This window comes from Mycolicibacterium sp. MU0053, from assembly GCF_963378095.1.
GTDB lineage: Bacteria > Actinomycetota > Actinomycetes > Mycobacteriales > Mycobacteriaceae > Mycobacterium > Mycobacterium burgundiense.
The window spans coordinates 4,354,208-4,370,985 of the sequence record NZ_OY726397.1 but is presented as its reverse complement, the minus strand read 5'-3'; the positions used below and the strand labels follow the sequence as shown (position 1 = coordinate 4,370,985).

General features: G+C 70.1%; 16 protein-coding genes. 13 read left to right on the top strand and 3 right to left on the bottom strand.

The features are described from left to right. The first annotated feature begins 93 nt into the window (after positions 1 to 93). Genes RCP80_RS20865 through RCP80_RS20855 form a run of 3 tightly spaced genes read left to right on the top strand, consistent with a single transcriptional unit; the run spans position 94 to position 2,812 of the window. Positions 94 to 1,023, top strand: coding sequence for a hypothetical protein (locus RCP80_RS20865; protein WP_308479484.1), 930 nt, complete (start codon positions 94 to 96; stop codon positions 1,021 to 1,023). Beyond that, positions 1,020 to 1,682 (top strand): TrmH family RNA methyltransferase, encoded by a 663-nt coding sequence (locus RCP80_RS20860; protein ID WP_308479483.1) that lies wholly within the window; start codon positions 1,020 to 1,022, stop codon positions 1,680 to 1,682. The genes RCP80_RS20865 and RCP80_RS20860 overlap by 4 nt, the downstream gene beginning before the upstream one ends. Before the next feature lie 14 nt (positions 1,683 to 1,696). Next, positions 1,697 to 2,812: a glycoside hydrolase family 76 protein gene (locus tag RCP80_RS20855; protein ID WP_308479482.1), complete on the top strand. Its 1,116-nt coding sequence runs from the start codon at positions 1,697 to 1,699 to the stop codon at positions 2,810 to 2,812. Here the strand turns inward: RCP80_RS20855 and RCP80_RS20850 are convergent. Both RCP80_RS20850 and RCP80_RS20845 read right to left on the bottom strand, forming a co-directional pair. Then, the gene (locus RCP80_RS20850; RefSeq protein ID WP_308479481.1) at positions 2,809 to 3,471 is read right to left on the bottom strand and encodes a 3-oxoacid CoA-transferase subunit B; all 663 of its coding nucleotides are present in this window, start codon (positions 3,469 to 3,471) and stop codon (positions 2,809 to 2,811) included. The two genes, RCP80_RS20855 and RCP80_RS20850, sit on opposite strands and share 4 nt — an antisense overlap. Then, positions 3,468 to 4,238, bottom strand: coding sequence for a CoA transferase subunit A (locus tag RCP80_RS20845; protein WP_308479480.1), 771 nt, complete (start codon positions 4,236 to 4,238; stop codon positions 3,468 to 3,470). Before RCP80_RS20845 ends, RCP80_RS20850 begins: the two co-directional genes overlap by 4 nt. A gap of 164 nt (positions 4,239 to 4,402) precedes the next feature. Between RCP80_RS20845 and RCP80_RS20840 the strand changes: the two genes are divergently transcribed. Beyond that, the gene (locus RCP80_RS20840; RefSeq protein ID WP_308479479.1) at positions 4,403 to 5,200 is read left to right on the top strand and encodes an IclR family transcriptional regulator; all 798 of its coding nucleotides are present in this window, start codon (positions 4,403 to 4,405) and stop codon (positions 5,198 to 5,200) included. Between the two features lie 20 nt (positions 5,201 to 5,220). Continuing rightward, positions 5,221 to 7,056 (top strand): Na+/H+ antiporter NhaA, encoded by a 1,836-nt coding sequence (gene nhaA / locus RCP80_RS20835; RefSeq protein ID WP_308479478.1) that lies wholly within the window; start codon positions 5,221 to 5,223, stop codon positions 7,054 to 7,056. On the opposite strand, the gene RCP80_RS20830 is transcribed toward nhaA, so the two are convergent. After that, complete coding sequence (locus RCP80_RS20830; protein WP_308479477.1) at positions 7,053 to 8,009, bottom strand: LysR family transcriptional regulator; 957 nt, start codon at positions 8,007 to 8,009, stop codon at positions 7,053 to 7,055. The two genes, nhaA and RCP80_RS20830, sit on opposite strands and share 4 nt — an antisense overlap. 34 nt (positions 8,010 to 8,043) lie before the next feature. On the opposite strand from RCP80_RS20830, the gene RCP80_RS20825 reads away from it, so the two are divergent. The 8 genes from RCP80_RS20825 to RCP80_RS20790 all read left to right on the top strand — a co-directional run bounded on the left by RCP80_RS20825 (position 8,044) and on the right by RCP80_RS20790 (position 16,777). After that, positions 8,044 to 9,165 carry an XdhC family protein gene (locus tag RCP80_RS20825; protein WP_308479476.1) on the top strand — a complete coding sequence of 374 codons (1,122 nt, stop codon included), beginning with the start codon at positions 8,044 to 8,046 and terminating at the stop codon, positions 9,163 to 9,165. Between the two features lie 102 nt (positions 9,166 to 9,267). Next, the gene (locus RCP80_RS20820) at positions 9,268 to 10,173 is read left to right on the top strand and encodes an FAD binding domain-containing protein (RefSeq protein WP_308479475.1); all 906 of its coding nucleotides are present in this window, start codon (positions 9,268 to 9,270) and stop codon (positions 10,171 to 10,173) included. Positions 10,174 to 10,176: 3 nt separating this feature from the next. Beyond that, positions 10,177 to 10,722 (top strand): (2Fe-2S)-binding protein, encoded by a 546-nt coding sequence (locus tag RCP80_RS20815; protein ID WP_308479474.1) that lies wholly within the window; start codon positions 10,177 to 10,179, stop codon positions 10,720 to 10,722. After that, positions 10,719 to 13,109 carry an aerobic carbon-monoxide dehydrogenase large subunit gene (locus RCP80_RS20810; RefSeq protein WP_308479473.1) on the top strand — a complete coding sequence of 797 codons (2,391 nt, stop codon included), beginning with the start codon at positions 10,719 to 10,721 and terminating at the stop codon, positions 13,107 to 13,109. The genes RCP80_RS20815 and RCP80_RS20810 overlap by 4 nt, the downstream gene beginning before the upstream one ends. An 8-nt stretch (positions 13,110 to 13,117) precedes the next feature. Beyond that, positions 13,118 to 14,005, top strand: coding sequence for an XdhC family protein (locus tag RCP80_RS20805; protein ID WP_308479472.1), 888 nt, complete (start codon positions 13,118 to 13,120; stop codon positions 14,003 to 14,005). Further along, positions 14,002 to 14,931, top strand: coding sequence for an AAA family ATPase (locus tag RCP80_RS20800; protein ID WP_308479471.1), 930 nt, complete (start codon positions 14,002 to 14,004; stop codon positions 14,929 to 14,931). The genes RCP80_RS20805 and RCP80_RS20800 overlap by 4 nt, the downstream gene beginning before the upstream one ends. After that, on the top strand, positions 14,928 to 15,584 hold the full coding sequence (locus RCP80_RS20795) for an SRPBCC family protein (RefSeq protein ID WP_308479470.1): 657 nt from the start codon (positions 14,928 to 14,930) through the stop codon (positions 15,582 to 15,584). Before RCP80_RS20800 ends, RCP80_RS20795 begins: the two co-directional genes overlap by 4 nt. Continuing rightward, the gene (locus RCP80_RS20790) at positions 15,581 to 16,777 is read left to right on the top strand and encodes a VWA domain-containing protein (RefSeq protein ID WP_308479469.1); all 1,197 of its coding nucleotides are present in this window, start codon (positions 15,581 to 15,583) and stop codon (positions 16,775 to 16,777) included. The genes RCP80_RS20795 and RCP80_RS20790 overlap by 4 nt, the downstream gene beginning before the upstream one ends. Position 16,778: the final 1 nt, after the last annotated feature.

Genomic DNA, 16,778 nt, shown 5'->3' with positions numbered 1-16,778 from the left:
TGTGACTGGGGGCGCGGGCCGGCCGCGGTCTACAGTGCAACCCAAGTACGCCTCGGTCAGTTTCGAGGCACTGACCGACGTGCTGGAGCTACCGTGGACACCCTACGAGCCATCCTGGTGGCTGCAGCGCTACTGCTGACCTCCTGCGGCCACGACCCCGGCACCGCGGCCACCTACGGTGCGAGCACCGCGGACATCGGGGCGGCGCAGCAGGTGCTGGGCTGGAACATCTCGGTGGCCAACCTGCGATTCGCGGCCGATCACGTGCTCGTCGACATCGATGCCGCGGTCGCCGACGCCGATCCCGAGGCCGACCATGCCAAGCCCGAGGACCTCCGGTTCGGCCTCTACGGCGGGCTCATCCACCCGATCGAGGCGACCGGCCTCGGCAGCTGTCAGCGCGTCGTCGGCTCCGACATCAGACCACTGGCGACCGCGGCGCCCGACCGACTGTCCGGCACCGTATGTCTCGGCCCCATTCGCGATCAGTCCCAGGTCCGGGGGGTCTATGCATATTCACCCCGGGAGCGTATCCCCGGCACCGTCGTCGCCTACCCAGCGGCGTATCCGGTGGGATTGCCGCCGACCAACGCCGCCGACTCGGGTCTGGAGTTGTCCGCGACCAGCGTCGAGGCGTGGCGCGCCGACGGCACTGCGCTGACGCCCGCGGCGCTCGGTGACGCGGACGCGTTCACCGGCGGCGGGTACATGCTGCTCGGGCTGCGGATCCAGGCCCTGGGTGCGCGTTATCGCGACGACTCGGCCGCGCGCGGCGGCCCGATGATGGTGCTGGTGGCCCCGACGCTGCCGCCGCCCGGGCTGAGCCCGGCCTGCTCGGTCTACGGGTCCTCGGTGCTGGTGCTGCCCGATGCGTCCTACGACTCGGTGCAACTCGAGGCGTCGCTGTGCACCCAGGGGGAGATCAACGAGGCGCTGCTCTACGCCACCGTGTCGGTGGTAGGCACCCGGGCCGCGGTGTGGCTCGCCAACAACGACCGCGACGACCGCGGCGGTGGGCGATGAACCCCGCGGGTTCCGCCCAGGGACCGGGCCCCACCGAATGGGGTCCGGTGACCAATGGCGTCGGGCCGTGGGTCGGCGAGCCACCGGACGATCCACGCTACGACCCGGAGCTACTGCGCGACGGCGACACCCGCAATGTCGTGGACCAGTACCGCTATTGGACCCGCGAGGCGATCATCGCCGACATCGACGAGCGTCGCCATCGGTTGCACGTCGCGATCGAGAACTTCGGCAACGACGCCAACATCGGCGGGGTGGTCCGCACCGCGAATGCCTTCGCCGTGGACACCGTGCACATTGTCGGGCGGCGACGCTGGAATCGGCGCGGTGCCATGGTGACCGACCGTTATCAGCGGCTGCAGCACCACGACAGCGCCGCCGAACTGCTCGACTTCGCCGCCGGCGCCGGTTTGACGGTGGTGGCCGTCGACAACGTGCCCGGCTCGGTCCGGCTCGAACACACCGAGCTGCCCCGCGACTGCCTGTTGGTGTTCGGTCAGGAGGGCCCGGGCATCACGGCCGAGACCGCCGCGGGCGCGGCGGTCGTGGTCTCGATCGCGCAGTTCGGTTCGACGCGCAGCATCAATGCGTCGGTCGCGGCCGGCATCGCGATGCACAAATGGATCAGCCAGTGGGGTGACCTCGGCCGCGCCTGGTAGGGCAGGATGCCTTTATGGATCAGGTATGGGCCAACCGTGCAGCCTCGGCGGAGGCCGCGATCGCCAACCGGCACCTCAAGAAGCTCTGGGGTCTGCCCGGCACTCAACTCGGTGTCGTGGCCTGGCCGCCGACGGGCACCGACAAACGGTTCAAGACCTGGCACTACTGGTGGCAGGCGCACCTGCTGGACTGCCTGGTGGACGCCGAGATCCGCGACCCGAAGCCCGAGCGGGTGGAGATGATCAATCGCCAGATCCGCGGCCAGTGGATTCGAAACACCGGTTGGGTCAACAACTACTACGACGACATGGCCTGGCTCGCGCTGTCGCTCGAACGCGCGGGCCGGTTGGCGGGCGTGGTCAAACCGGGACCGCTGACCAAGCTGACGAACCAACTGGTACACGCCTGGGTGCCCGAGGACGGCGGCGGCATCCCGTGGCGCAAGCAGGATCAGTTCTTCAACGCGCCGGCCAACGGCCCGGCCGGAATCTTCTTGGCGCGCTACGGCGATCGGCTGCGCCGCGCGCAGCAGATGGCCGACTGGATCGAGGAGACGCTGCTGGATCCGGAAACCCTGCTGATTTTCGACGGCATCAAATCCGGGTCGCTGGTGCGCGCGCAGTACACCTACTGCCAGGGCGTGGTCGTGGGGCTGGAAGCCGAACTCGCGGTGCGCACCGGGGAACCGCGGCACCTGCAGCGGGCCTGCCGGCTGATCGCCGCGATCGACGAACACATGGCCCCGGCCGGGGTGCTCAAGGGCGCCGGCGGCGGGGACGGCGGGCTGTTCTCCGGGATCACCGTCCGCTATCTCGCGCAGGCGGCCACGACGTTGCCCGGCGCGGACGCGCAGACCGCGGCGGCCCGCGACACCGCGCGCAAGATCGTGCTGGCCTCGGCACGCTCGGCGTGGGACCACCGTCAGACCGTGGCCGGGCTGCCCTTGTTCGGCCCGTTCTGGGACCGCTCCGCGGTCATCCCGGCGGCCGAGGTCGCCGAGGGGGAGGAGGCGCAGTTCGTGGCGGGTGCGGTCAACGCCTCCGCCGCGCCCGAACGGGACCTGTCGGTGCAGCTGTCGGGCTGGATGCTGATGGAGGCCGCCCACACCCTGGGCGACGACGCGGATTAATCGAGTGCGATGGTCAATTCGGCCGCGGTGGCCGCGACCACATCCTCGACCGTCACACCGGGGGCGAGTTCCCGCAGTTTCAGGGTGCCGTCGCCGACGACGTCGATGACGCTCAGGTTGGTGATGATCCGGTTGACGACGCCCTGACCGGTCAACGGCAGGCTGCACACGTCGACGATCTTGGAGTTGCCGGCCTTGTCGGTGTGCTCCATCAGCACGATCACCCGCCGGGCGCCGTGCACCAGATCCATTGCGCCACCCATGCCCTTGACCATCTTGCCGGGCACCATCCAGTTGGCCAGGTCGCCGGTCTTGGAGACCTCCATGCCGCCGAGCACGGCCGCGTCGATGTGACCGCCCCGGATCATGCCGAACGACAGCGACGAATCGAAGTATGCCGCACCGCGATTGACGGTGACGGTCTCCTTGCCCGCGTTGATGAGATCGGCGTCGACGGCGTCGTCGGTGGGGTAGGGGCCGGTGCCCAGGATCCCGTTCTCCGAGTGCAGGATCACGTGCACGTCGCCGGAGAGGTAGCCGGGAATCAGGGTGGGCAGCCCGATTCCGAGGTTGACGTACTCGCCGTCGACCATCTCCTTGGCGGCGCGGGCGGCCATCTCGTTGCGGGACCAGCCGGTCACGGTGCTGGCATCGGTCATTTGGCGGTTGCTTTCTGTGCGTCGCTCACGGTACGTTTCTCGATCTTTTTGTCCTGCGGCCCGGTGTGGACGATGCGCTGCACGAACACGCCGGCCAAATGCACTGCGCCGGGGTCGATCTCGCCGGGTTCGACCAGTTCCTCGACCTGGACGATGGTGATCTTGCCGGCCATCGCCGCCAGCGGGTTGAAGTTCATCGCGGTCTTGTTGAACACCAGGTTGCCCAGCGTGTCCGCGCGCTGGGCGTGCACCAGGGCGAAGTCGGCGTTGATCGACTCCTCCAGCACGTAGCGCTTGCCGTTGAACTCCCGGACCTCCTTGGGCGGCGAGGCCACCGCGACCGAACCGTCGGCGGCGTAGCGCCACGGCAGGCCGCCGTCGGACACCGGGCTGCCGACGCCGGCCGGGGTGTAGAACGCGGGGATGCCGGCGCCGCCGGCGCGCAACCGCTCGGCCAGGGTGCCCTGCGGGGTCAACTCGACCTCGAGTTCGCCGGCCAGATACTGCCGGGCGAATTCCTTGTTCTCCCCCACATACGAGGCGGTGACGCGGCGGACCTTGCCCAACTCCAACAGCACCCCCAGCCCGAGGCCGTCGACGCCGCAGTTGTTGGAGAACACCTCCAGGTCGGTGGCGGGGGAGTCGGCGATGGCCTGGATGAGCACATCCGGAATGCCGCACAGCCCGAAGCCGCCCACCGCCAGGGAGGCGCCGGCGGTGATGTCGGCGACCGCATCGGCCGCCGACGCATACACCTTCGAAGTCATGGTGGGTCTCTCCTCAAACCGTGTTGTCGTCGCGATGTCCACTCTGCAAACACCCGTGCTGTCGCCTCAAGTGAACAGGCCCACCGCCATCGGGATCAAGCTTCCCTCGCGAAAGGCCGCCAACTGTTCACGTGGTGATCGAGTGGATCGGTGGCGTTCACCAGATGAACGCTAAACTGGCCGCCGTGGCTCCGCGGGTTCAGTCTTCGCACGTGGTGGCGCGCGTGGGCGCCCTGTTGCGGGCCGTGGGGACCGAGGAACCGGCCGGCGCGTCGACCACCGAACTGGCCAAGACCGCGGGGCTGGCGCGCCCGACCGCGCACCGCTTGCTCACCTCGCTGGCCGCGGAGGGGCTGATCGACCGGGACGTGGTGACCGGCCGATGGACGTTGGGCCCGGAGTTGTACCTGCTCGGCGCCGGCGCCGCCAACCGGTACGACATCGTCGAGCAGGCCCGCGACTTGGTCATCGGGCTGGCCCGTGCGACCGGCGAGAGCGCCTTTCTGTCGGCGCGTCGCGGTGACGAAACAGTCTGTGTGCTCAGCGAAGAGGGCAGCTTCCCGGTCCGCTCCCACGTCCTGCACGTCGGAATCCGGTTCCCGCTGGGCGTCGCCTCGGCGGGGCTGGCGATCCTGAGCCATCTGTCCGACCGCGAGATCGACGAGTACTTCGCGCGCGTTCGGCTCGAGCCGACGTTTGGCGCGGACCATTGCGAGCCTGCGGTCCGGGCCCGGCTGGCCGCCACCCGGACCACCGGCTACGCCGTGAACCCCGCCCTGATCGTCGAGGGCAGCTGGGGGATCGGCGCGGCGGTGTTCGACCGCAGCGCCAGACCCGCGTGGGCGTTGAGTCTCACCGGCGTCGAGACCCGTTTCAAGCCGGACCGTCGTCACGAACTGGGGACGCTGCTGCTCGAACAGGCCCACGTGCTCTCGGGCCGACTCAAGGCGGGCAACGCCTGATTCGAGTATTCTCACCGACCATGACCGGGATCCGGTTGCGGCCCGGCAAATTCGGGCGCGATCCCACCTCGCCGCGCAGCGGCGAGAACAGTGCGGCGGCGTTGCTGTTGTTGTTCACGGTGATTGCGATCGTCTGGGCCAATTCGCCGTGGGCCGAGAGCTATTGGGCGTTCTGGAACACCGACCTCGGCATCAGCTTCGGCCAGCGCCACGCCGAGCTGACCGTCAAGCACCTGGTCAACGACGGCCTGATGGCCTTCTTTTTCTTCATCGTGGGTCTGGAGGTCGCCAGCCAATTCCGGATCGGCGAGCTCACCGACCGCGCACGGGCCGTGGTGCCGGTCCTGGCCGCCATGGCCGGGCTGATCCTGCCCGCCATCATCTTCCTGCTGCTGAATCCGAGCGGGCCCGACGCCCGCGCGTGGGGCGTGGTGATCTCCACCGACACCGCGTTTCTGGTCGGCGCGCTGGCCGTCATCGGCCCGAGGTTTCCGGGCCGGCTACGCGCGTTTCTGCTGACCCTGGCCGTCGTCGACGACATCGGTGCGCTCGTGGTGATCGCGGTGTTCTACTCCGACGACCTGAACATCCTGGCGCTGGTGGTCGCGATGGTGCTGCTGGTGGCGATCGCGCTGGTGCGGCTGCTGCCGGCCGGACGGGGCCCGGCGTATGCGGTGCTGGCCTTGGCGCTGTGGGTCGCGCTGCTGGCCGGGGGCGTGCACCCCACGCTGGCGGGGGTGGGTGTGGCCCTGCTGATTCCGGTGTTCCTGCCGCAACGGCAGACAGTGGAGTCCGCGGTCGAGGTGATCCGGGCGTTTCGGCAGTCGCCGAACTCCGAGTACGCCCGCGCGGCGACCCGCAGTCTGCGGGACTCGATCTCGATCAACGAACGGCTGCAGACCGCGTTCGGCCCGTATGTGTCGTTCGTGGTGCTGCCGCTGTTCGCGTTGGCCAACGCCGGGGTCCGGCTGGACCACGCCACGCTGTCGGCCGCCGCCGCCTCGTCGCTGACCTGGGGCATCATCGCGGGTCTGGTGGTCGGAAAACTCGTCGGCATCACCGGCGCCACCGCGTTGGTGCGCACGCTGGGGATCGGCGAGCTGGGGCCGGGGCTGACGCTGCGGCGGATCGCCGGCGGCGCGGCGCTCTCGGGCATCGGTTTCACCATCTCGCTGTTCATCATCGACCTGGCGATCGACGATCCGGCCAAGCAGGATCAGGCCCGCGTCGGTGTGCTGGTTGCCTCGGTGCTGGCATTCCTGTTGGGATGGGCCATCTTTCGGGTCACCGACCGGCTCAACCCGCCGGCGCCGTTGGGTGCCACGCTGGTCCGTCCCGTCGACCCGACGCGGGACCACATCGTCGGCAACCCGGACGCACCGCTGACGCTGGTGGAGTACGGCGACTTCGAATGCCCGTTCTGCAGCCGTGCCACCGGTTCGATCGACGAGGTGCGGGCGCACTTCGGTGACCGACTGCGGTACGTGTGGCGGCACCTGCCGCTGGAGAAGGAGCATCCCCGGGCCCGGGACGCCGCGCTGACCAGCGAGGCCGCGGCACTGCAGGGCAAGTTCTTCGACATCGCACCGGTGCTGTTCCGGTTCCAGGACCACCTGGAATGGGAGCACCTGTACCGCTACGCCGACAGCGTGGGATGCGATATCCACCGCTTCGACGAGGATCTGCGCTCGCCGACGGTGCGACACCGGGTCGAGGACGACGTCGAGGACGCCGAGGTGATGGACCTTACGGCGATCCCAACCTTCTTCGTCAACGGCAAGCGGCACCGGGGGCCGTGGGACGCCGCGAGCCTGATCCGCGCGCTGCAGGATTCCGAGGAGTCAACGCGGCCCTAACTCCACAGTGTCACATGCACTTTGGGCCGAAACCGGCGCACGCCGACACCGGTGCCGCGGATCATCGCCTGGGTGCAGCGCGGGGTGGTGATGAACCGCATGAGTTCGGACACCGCGGGCTGCCGGGCCGCCGGCGGCAGCGTGGTCGCCGACCACTGCCCCGAATGCCGCAGCCCCGGTCCGTCGATGTGCACCAGGTCCCCGGCGGTCAGATCCTTGGCCACGGCAAAGCCGATCGTCAGGGTCACGCCGCCGACTCGGCGCACCTCGTCGAGCGCGGCGGCATCGCTCTGGAAGATCCGCTGCTGAGTCTCCGGGATCGCCAAACCTCGCAGTATCCCCGCGATTTTGCCGTCGGGGCTGCCCGCCGCCGGGCCCAGCATCCAGTGCTGTTCCCGCAGCAGCGCGGGGGTGGGTGCGCCGGCGCTCAGCGGGGAACCGGGCGCGGCGACCGCGATCAGCTGGTATTTCAGGAACGGCCGGACCGCGACGGCGTCGTCGGGCGGGCCGTCGGCGGGGCCCAGCGCCACATCCACGGCCCGCGACTCGACCAGGTAGCGCAGGCGCGCGGCGGGATGGACGCTGAGTTCGACCGACAGATCGGCCGCGCGCGACGAGAACAACTCGATCAGGCCCGGCGCGGCATGTTCGGCGAATGCCGCCGAGGCCGCGATCCGCAGCAGCCGCCGGCCGTGCGCCGCCTCGGTCACCTCGATCGCGGTCTGCTGCTGCAGGCCCAGGATTTCCACGGCCCGGCTCGCCAGGCGCAGGCCGCCGGGGGTGAACGCGAGCCCCGATGCGGTCCGGACGAACAACTTGTCGTCGAGTTCCTTGCGCAACTGCGCCACATGCATCGAGACGCCGGCGTCGGACACCCCGAGTTCCTCGGCGGCGGCGCGCACCGAACCGAGGCGTACGACCGCTGAGAAAGCCCGCAGCTGCGCCGGTGTCACGAGTGTGAGAGTAGACGTGTCCTACATTGGGGGCGTGCGAGATGTGCTGAGCGACCTCTTAGCCCGCTGGCGGTCCGGCGAGACCGCCGGGCTGGGGACCGTGGTGCGCACCTTCCGCTCGGCACCGCGGCCCGCCGGAGCGGCGATGGTCGTGGCCGCCGACGGGACGGTCAGCGGATCGGTGTCGGGCGGCTGCGTCGAGGGCGCGGTCTACGAGCTGGCGACCGAGGTGATCGGTACGGGGGTACCGGTTCTGCAGCGCTACGGGGTCAGCGACGACGACGCCTTCGAGGTGGGCCTGACCTGTGGCGGCACCCTGGACATCTTCGTCGAGCCGGTGTCGCAGCGCACGTTTGACGAGTTGGCCGCCGTCGCCGAGGACATCGAAGCGCACCGCCCGGTCGCGATCGCGACCGTGATCGCGCATCCGGACCCGGCGTGGCTCGGACGCCGCCTGGTGGTCCGGCCCGACGCGGCGCACGGATCGTTGGGTTCCGCGCGCGCGGATGCGGCGGTCGCCGATGACGCCCGCGGCCTGCTGGACGCCGGTCGCAGCGAGGTGCTCACCTACGGTCCGGACGGTCAGCGCCGCGGGGAGGGGATGGAGGTCTTCGTCGGCAGCCACGCCCCGCGCCCGCGGATGCTGGTGTTCGGCGCGATCGACTTCGCCGCGGCCGTCGCGGCCCAGGGCTCGTTCCTGGGTTACCGGGTCTCGGTGTGCGACGCGCGCCCGGTGTTCGCCACCCCGGCGCGGTTTCCCACGGCCGACGAGGTGATCGTCGACTGGCCGCACCGGTATCTGGCCGCCGAGGTGGCCGCCGGCGCCGTCGACGCTCGCACGGTGATCTGCGTGCTGACCCACGATCCGAAGTTCGACGTGCCACTGCTCGAGGTCGCCCTGCGCCTGGAGGTGGCCTACGTCGGGGCGATGGGGTCGCGGCGCACCCACGACGACCGGCTGACCCGGCTGCGCGAAGCGGGGCTGACCGAGGCCGAGATCGCCCGCCTGGCCAGCCCGATCGGGCTCGATCTGGGCGGCCGGACACCCGAGGAGACCGCGGTGTCCATCGCGGCCGAAATCATCGCCCGCCACTGGGGCGGTGCGGGACGGCCGCTGACCGAGACCGACGGACCCATTCACGGCGAGACCCATTAGGGCTGTTCAGCGACCTTCTTCAGTGATCGCTTAACCAGCTGTTGACACCCGCGTCGGCATTGCCGAGACTGGGGGCCCAGCCGCGAGTGTGAGGTTTGTCACATGCAGGTACCAGGGCCCTTTGAGTACGAACGTGCCACCAGCATCGATCAGGCCGTGGGCCTGCTGGATCGCCTCGGCGAGGACGCGATGATCGTCGCCGGCGGGCACAGCCTGCTGCCGATGATGAAACTGCGGATCGCCAACCCCGAATATCTGGTCGACATCAACGACCTCGCGACCGAACTCGGTCACATCACGGTGGACGAGGCCGGCACGGTCCGGATCGGTGCGATGGCCCGGCACCGCGAGGTGTTGGACTCCGAGGACCTGGCCCGGGTGTTACCGATCTTCCGCGACGCCGAGAAGGTGATCGCCGATCCCGTCGTGCGCAACCGCGGCACCGTCGGAGGCTCGTTGTGTCAGGCCGATCCGGCCGAGGATCTGACCACGGTGTGCGCGGTGCTCGGGGCCTCCTGCCTGGCGCGCGGTCCCGGCGGCGAACGCGAGATCGGCATCGACGACTTCCTGCAGGGCCCGTACGAGACCGCCCTCGCGCACAACGAGATGCTGCTCGAGATCCGGATCCCGCTGCGCGCGCGCACCTCGAGTGCGTACGCGAAGGTCGAACGGCGGGTGGGCGACTGGGCGGTGACCGCCGCGGGCGCCCAGGTGAGCCTCGACGACCACGCGGCGGCGCCGACGATCGTGGCCGCCCGGGTGGGTCTGACCGCGGTGAACCCCGACGCCGAGGCCCTGCGGGCACTCTCGGCGGCTCTGGCGGGCAGACCCGCCACCGAGGACACCTTCGCCGAAGCCGGCGTCGCGGCCGCCGCGGCCTGCGATCCGGTGGGCGACATGCGGGGCAGCGTCGACTACAAGCGTCACCTCGCGGGTGAGTTGACCATCCGAACTCTGCGCCGCTCGGTCGAGCGTGCGCTCACCATGTCGGCGCGGCAAGGGGATTGAACGATGCAGGTAACGATGACGGTCAACGGCGAGCAGATGAGCGCGGAGGTGGAGCCCCGCACGTTGCTGGTGCATTTTCTGCGGGACAATCTCGGCCTGACCGGAACACACTGGGGCTGCGACACTTCCAACTGCGGCACCTGTGTCGTCGAGGTCGACGGTGACCCGGTGAAATCGTGCACCATGCTGGCCGCGATGGCGGCCGGGCGTAGCGTCCGCACCGTCGAGGGCCTCGAGGTCGACGGCAAGCTGGATCCGGTGCAGCAGGGCTTCATGGAGTGCCACGGGTTGCAGTGCGGATTCTGTACGTCGGGCATGATGATCACCGCACGTGCGCTGCTGGACCGCAATCCGGATCCGGCCGAAGACGAGATCCGGGAAGCGATTTCGGGTCAGATCTGCCGATGTACGGGCTACACCACGATCGTGCGCTCGATCCAGTGGGCCGCGAAGAGTCAGCGGGCGGATTTCGCTCCGGACGTGCAGACCGAGGCGACCCTCGGCGGGGACGCCGCCGAACCCCTGCTCGAAGCCGGGAGCCAAGCATGACCACCGTCGAGGTTCGGCCCGAAGACACCGCCGACAACAACCAGAAGCCCTGCGGCTACGGTCGGATGCTGCGCAAGGAGGATCCGCGGTTCATCCGCGGCCGCGGCACCTACGTCGACGACGTGACGCTGCCGCGCATGCTGCATCTGGCGATCCTGCGCTCACCGTATGCGCACGCCCGCATCAACAGCATCGATGTCTCTGCGGCCCAGGCCCATCCGAAAGTCAAGGCCGTCGTCACCGGCGCGGACCTGGCCGAGAAAGGCCTGGCGTGGATGCCGACGCTGTCCAACGACGTGCAGGCGGTGCTGGCCACCGACAAGGTGCGGTTCCAGGGTCAGGAGGTGGCGTTCGTCGTCGCCGAGGACCATTACTCCGCCCGAGATGCGTTGGAACTCATCGACGTCGACTACGAACCGCTGGATCCGGTGATCGACGCCCGGCGGGCGCTGGATCCCGAGGCGCCGGTGATCCGCACCGATCTCGAGGGCAAGACCGACAACCACTGTTTCGACTGGGAGACCGGCGACGCGGCCGCGACCGAGGCGGTGTTCGCCAAGGCCGACGTGGTGCTGACCCAGGAGATGGTCTATCCCCGGGTGCATCCGGCACCGATGGAAACCTGCGGCGCGGTCGCCGATCTGGATCCGGTCAGCGGCAAGCTCACGCTGTGGTCGACCACCCAGGCCCCGCACGCGCACCGCACGCTGTACGCGCTCGTCGCGGGACTGCCCGAGCACAAGATCCGGGTCATCTCTCCCGACATCGGCGGCGGCTTCGGCAACAAGGTGCCGATCTACCCCGGCTACGTGTGCGCGATCGTCGGATCGCTGGTGCTGGGCCGGCCGGTCAAATGGGTCGAGGACCGCAGCGAGAACCTGACCTCCACCGGCTTCGCCCGCGACTACATCATGGTGGGCGAGATCGCCGCCACCGCCGAGGGCAAGATCCTGGCGATCCGCTCGCATGTGCTGGCCGATCACGGCGCGTTCAACGGCACGGCCGCACCGGTGAAGTACCCGGCGGGGTTCTTCGGGGTGTTCACCGGCAGCTACGACCTCGAGGCCGCCTACGCGCACATGACCGCGGTCTACACCAACAAGGCGCCGGGCGGGGTGGCCTATGCCTGTTCGTTCCGGATCACCGAGGCCGTGTACCTCGTCGAACGGCTGGTGGATTGTCTGGCCTTCGAGCTGAAGATGGACCCCGCCGAGCTACGGCTGCGCAATCTGCTGAAACCCGAACAGTTCCCGTACACCTCGAAGACCGGCTGGGTGTATGACTCCGGGGACTACGAGACCACCATGCGGTTGGCCATGGACATGATCGGCTACGACGAGTTGCGGGCGGAGCAACGGCGCAAGCGCGAGGCCGGCCAGCTGATGGGCATCGGGATGTCGTTCTTCACCGAGGCCGTCGGCGCCGGGCCGCGCAAGGACATGGACATCCTGGGCCTGGGCATGGCCGACGGCTGCGAGCTGCGGGTGCACCCCACCGGCAAAGCCGTGGTGCGCCTGTCGGTGCAGAGTCAGGGACAGGGCCACGAGACGACCTTCGCGCAGATCGTCGCCGAAGAACTCGGCATTCCGCCCGACGACATCGAGGTGGTGCACGGCGACACCGACCAGACGCCGTTCGGGCTGGGCACCTACGGCAGCCGCTCCACCCCGGTATCGGGGGCCGCGGCCGCGCTGGTCGCCCGCAAGGTCCGCGACAAGGCCAAGATCATCGCCTCGGGCATGCTCGAGGCCTCGGTCGCCGACCTCGAGTGGCGCAAGGGCAGCTTCGGGGTCAAGGGCGATCCGTCGGCGTCGGTGACCATGGCCGACATCGCGATGCGCGCGCACGGCGCGGGTGATCTGCCCGAGGGCATCGAGGGCGGACTGGATGCCCAGATCTGTTACAACCCGGAGAATCTGACGTATCCGTACGGCGCGTACTTCTGCGTCGTGGACATCGACCCGGGCACCGCGGTGGTGACGGTGCGCCGCTTCCTGGCGGTCGATGACTGCGGCACCCGGATCAACCCGATGATCATCGAGGGGCAGATCCACGGCGGGCTGGTCGACGGCATCGGCATGGCGCTGATGGAGATGATCGCGTTCGACGAGGACGGCAACTGCCTCGGCGGTTCGTTGATGGACTACCTGATCCCCACGGCCATGGAGGTGCCGCACTTCGAGACCGGGCACACCGTCACGCCGTCACCGCACCACCCGATCGGGGCCAAGGGCATCGGCGAGTCGGCCACCGTGGGTTCGCCGCCCGCGGTCGTCAACGCCGTGGTGGATGCGTTGGCGCCGTTCGGCATTCGGCATGCCGACATGCCGTTGACCCCGTCGCGCGTGTGGGAGGCCATGCAAGGCCGGGCCACCCCGCCCATCTAGGAGGTGCCATGGCAGTGACCGATCGCGTCGCCGAGTTGCGCCGGACACGGACCCCGTTCGTACACGCGACGGTGGTCCGTGCACAACCGCCGGCCTCCGCGCGGCCCGGGGATGAGGCGATCCTGTTGGCCGACGGCACAATCGAGGGCTTCGTCGGCGGCGTGTGCGCGCAGAATTCGGTCCGTCAGGCCGGTCTCGGTGCGCTGAGCGACGGCGAATCGCTGCTGCTGCGGGTGCTTCCGGACGGCGAGGTGCACTTCCCGGACGCGCCCGGCGCCAGCGTCGTGGTCAACCCGTGCCTGTCCGGCGGTGCGCTGGAGATCTTCCTGGTGCCCGAGATGCCGGCACCGCAGGTCTGGGTCTACGGCACGACGCCGATCGCCGAGGCGCTGGCACAGGTGTGCGGCACGGTCGGATACGAGGCGGTGCGCGCGACGGCACCGGAGGCGGACCTCGCCGAGGTGGCGGCCGGCACCGCGGTGGTGATCGCGAGCCACGGCGGGCCGGAGGCCGAGATCATCCGCGCCGCCCTGGACGCCGGGGTCGGCTATGTCGGGATGGTGGCCAGCCGGGTGCGCGGGGCCGCCGTCCTGGACGCGGCCGCGGTCACCGCCGAGGAGGCCCACCGGGTGCACACCCCGATCGGCCTGGACATCGGCGCCAAGACCGCGCCCGAGATCGCGGTGTCGATCCTGGCCGAGGTGATCGCCGAGGTGCGACGAGGTGGGCTGCGGGACCGGCCGCAGCAGGCCGTGGCCGCGCCGACGGCGATCGATCCGGTGTGCGGTATGACGGTCGCGGTGCTGGCCGCGACACCGCACCTGCGCCGCGACGGCGACGACTACTGGTTCTGTGGCACCGGCTGTCGGGATTCGTACGCCGCGGCGTCGCGATGACGCCAACGGGTGCCTTCGCCAATATCGATGAGGTGGTGCGCCGCTTCGACGCCCACGATCACCTGCTCGACGAGGGGACCGCGGCGGCCTGCTATCTGGCCACGACACTGGGGCGGCCGCTGCTGCTCGAGGGGGAACCGGGGGTGGGTAAGACCACCGCCGCCAAGACCCTGGCCGCGGTGCTGGGCGCACCGCTGATCAGGCTGCAGTGCTACGAGGGCCTGACCGCGGCCGAGGCGTTGTACGACTGGAACTATCAGCGGCAGCTGTTGTCGATCCGGTTGGCCGAGGCCCGCGGCACCGGCATCGACGAGGCCGACCTGTACACCGAGCCGTACCTGGTGGACCGCCCGATCCTGCAGTGTGTGCGCCACCCCGGGCCCATCCCGCCGGTGCTCTTGATCGACGAGATCGACCGGGCCGACGACGAATTCGAGGCGCTGCTGCTCGAGTTCCTCGGTGAGGCCAGCGTCACCGTGCCCGAACTGGGCACCTTCACCGCGGCGCGGCCGCCGGTGGTGGTGCTGACCTCCAACCGCAGCCGCGATCTGCACGACGCCCTGCGCCGGCGCTGCCTCTACCACTGGATCGACTATCCCGACCCGGTCCGGGCGGCCGCGATCGTGCGGCGCACCGTCCCCGGGGCCACCGCGGCACTGATCGAGAACGCGGCCCAATTCGTGGGCGGCGCGCGCGATCTCGATCTGGACAAGCCGCCCGGACTGGCCGAGACCATCGATTGGGTCGCGGCGCTGGCCGCCCTCGGGGTCGGCGACCTGGTCGCCGACCAGAGCGTGGCCTTGACCAACAGCCTGGGCGCGCTCGCGAAGACCCCGGACGATCGCGAGTTGATCAACGCGGCGCTCACCGACTACGCGACCGCGGACGCCGCCCAGGAAGTCACCCAGGAGAGGACCCAGTCATGAAGATTGCCAACGAGTTCACCGTCAGCGCCCCCGTCGACCGCGCCTGGGCGGTGCTCACCGATCTCGAGCAGGTGATCCCGTTGATGCCGGGCGCGACCTTCGGCGGCCGCGAGGGCGAGGAGGTGTTGGGCAAGGTCAAGGTCAAGGTGGGCCCGGTGACCAGCGAGTTCAGCGGCCGGGTGCGCTTCGTCGAGCAGGACGCGCAGCGGTACCGGGCGGTCATCGACGCCAAGGGCAAGGAGGCCCGCGGCACCGGCAACGCGACCGCGACCGTCACGGCCGAGTTGCACGAGGCGGGGGAGCGGACCCGGGTCACCGTCGACACCGATCTCAAGGTCGTCGGCAAGCTCGCACAGTTCGGCAGCGGTATGCTGCAACAGGTTTCGGAGAAGCTGCTCGGTCAGTTCGTCGACTCGCTGGAGGCCGAACTCGCCACCGGCGGCGCCCCGGCGGCCGCGCCTTCGACGCCGACCGTCCAGGCTGTCGCGCCGCCGCGCGAGGAGGCCGCACCCATCGACCTGCTCGAACTCGCCGGCGGCCAGGCCCTCAAGCGCTACGGACCGGTGGTGGCCGCGCTGTTCGCCGCGGCCGCGGCGATCTTCACCGTCGGCCGGCTGCTGCTGCACCGACAGGGACGACGCGACCGCCGATGAGTGCTGCGCCGTTGCTGCGAGGGGTGGACCGGGCGGCGCTGGCGGTGGCCCTGGTGGGCCGGTTACGCGGTCGAGGGGTACGCGTATCCGCCAGCGGCCCGGCCGATTTCGTGGCCGCACTCGGTGCCACCGCGCGGTCGCGTCGCGAGGTCTACTGGTCGGCGCGGCTGACGCTGGTCAACCGGTCCGAGGATCTGCCGGCATTCGACGAGGTGTTCGCCGCGGCCTTCGCCGATGCGGTGCTGGGGACCGATCCGGTGAGTCTGAAATCGCGTGCCGCGGGCTCGGTTTCGCCGGCGTCGGGGCTTTCCGACGCCGACGCCGCGCGGCTGGAGGGACCCGGTCTGCCGTGGTTGACCCGGCCGACGTCGCTGACCGGGGTCGCCGCCGCGGCGCCGGTCGAGCCGGCGGTAGCACTGCCCGACGCGTTGCCCAGCCGCCTGGTCGTGCGCGCCGATCAGGCCTTCGAGACCTTCGACGAGGCCGATCTGCGCATCATCGGCGACTGGTTGGAGCGCGCGGCGCCGCGGTGGCCGCAGCGCCGCACCCGTCGGCGCGAGACCAGTCGCCGGGGCCGGCGCATCGATCTGCGCCGGACCATCCGCGCGTCCCGGACCACCGGGTGGGAGGCGGTGCACCTGCTCCGCACCCGGCGTCGGCAACGGCCGCGGCGCGTGGTGTTGCTCTGCGACGTGAGCCGGTCGATGCAGCCCTACGTGGGGATCTACCTGCACCTGATGCGGGCGCTGGTGCTGCGGCGCCAGGCGGCCCGCCCCGAGGTGTTCGCGTTCTCGACCTCGCTGACGCGGCTGACCCCCGCGCTGTCCCACCGCTCCGCGGAGGCCGCCCTGGCCCGGGCCAACGACAAGGTCGCCGACCGCTACGGCGGCACGCACCTGGGCCGGGCGGTCAACGAACTGGTCCGGGGACCGCACGGCAGCGCCCTGCGCGGTGCGGTGACGGTGATCGCCTCCGACGGCTGGGATGCCGACCCGCCCGAGGTGCTGGACCGGGCGATGGCGCGGCTGCGACGGCGCGCCGAGCGGGTGGTGTGGTTGAACCCGCGCGCGGCCGGTGTCGAGTTCGTCCCCGCCGCCGGGTCGATGGCCGCGGCGCTGCCGTACTGCGATGTGTTCCTGCCGGCGCACTCGCTGACCGGGCTCCGGGAGTTGTTCGACGAACTCGCTGCCTAAG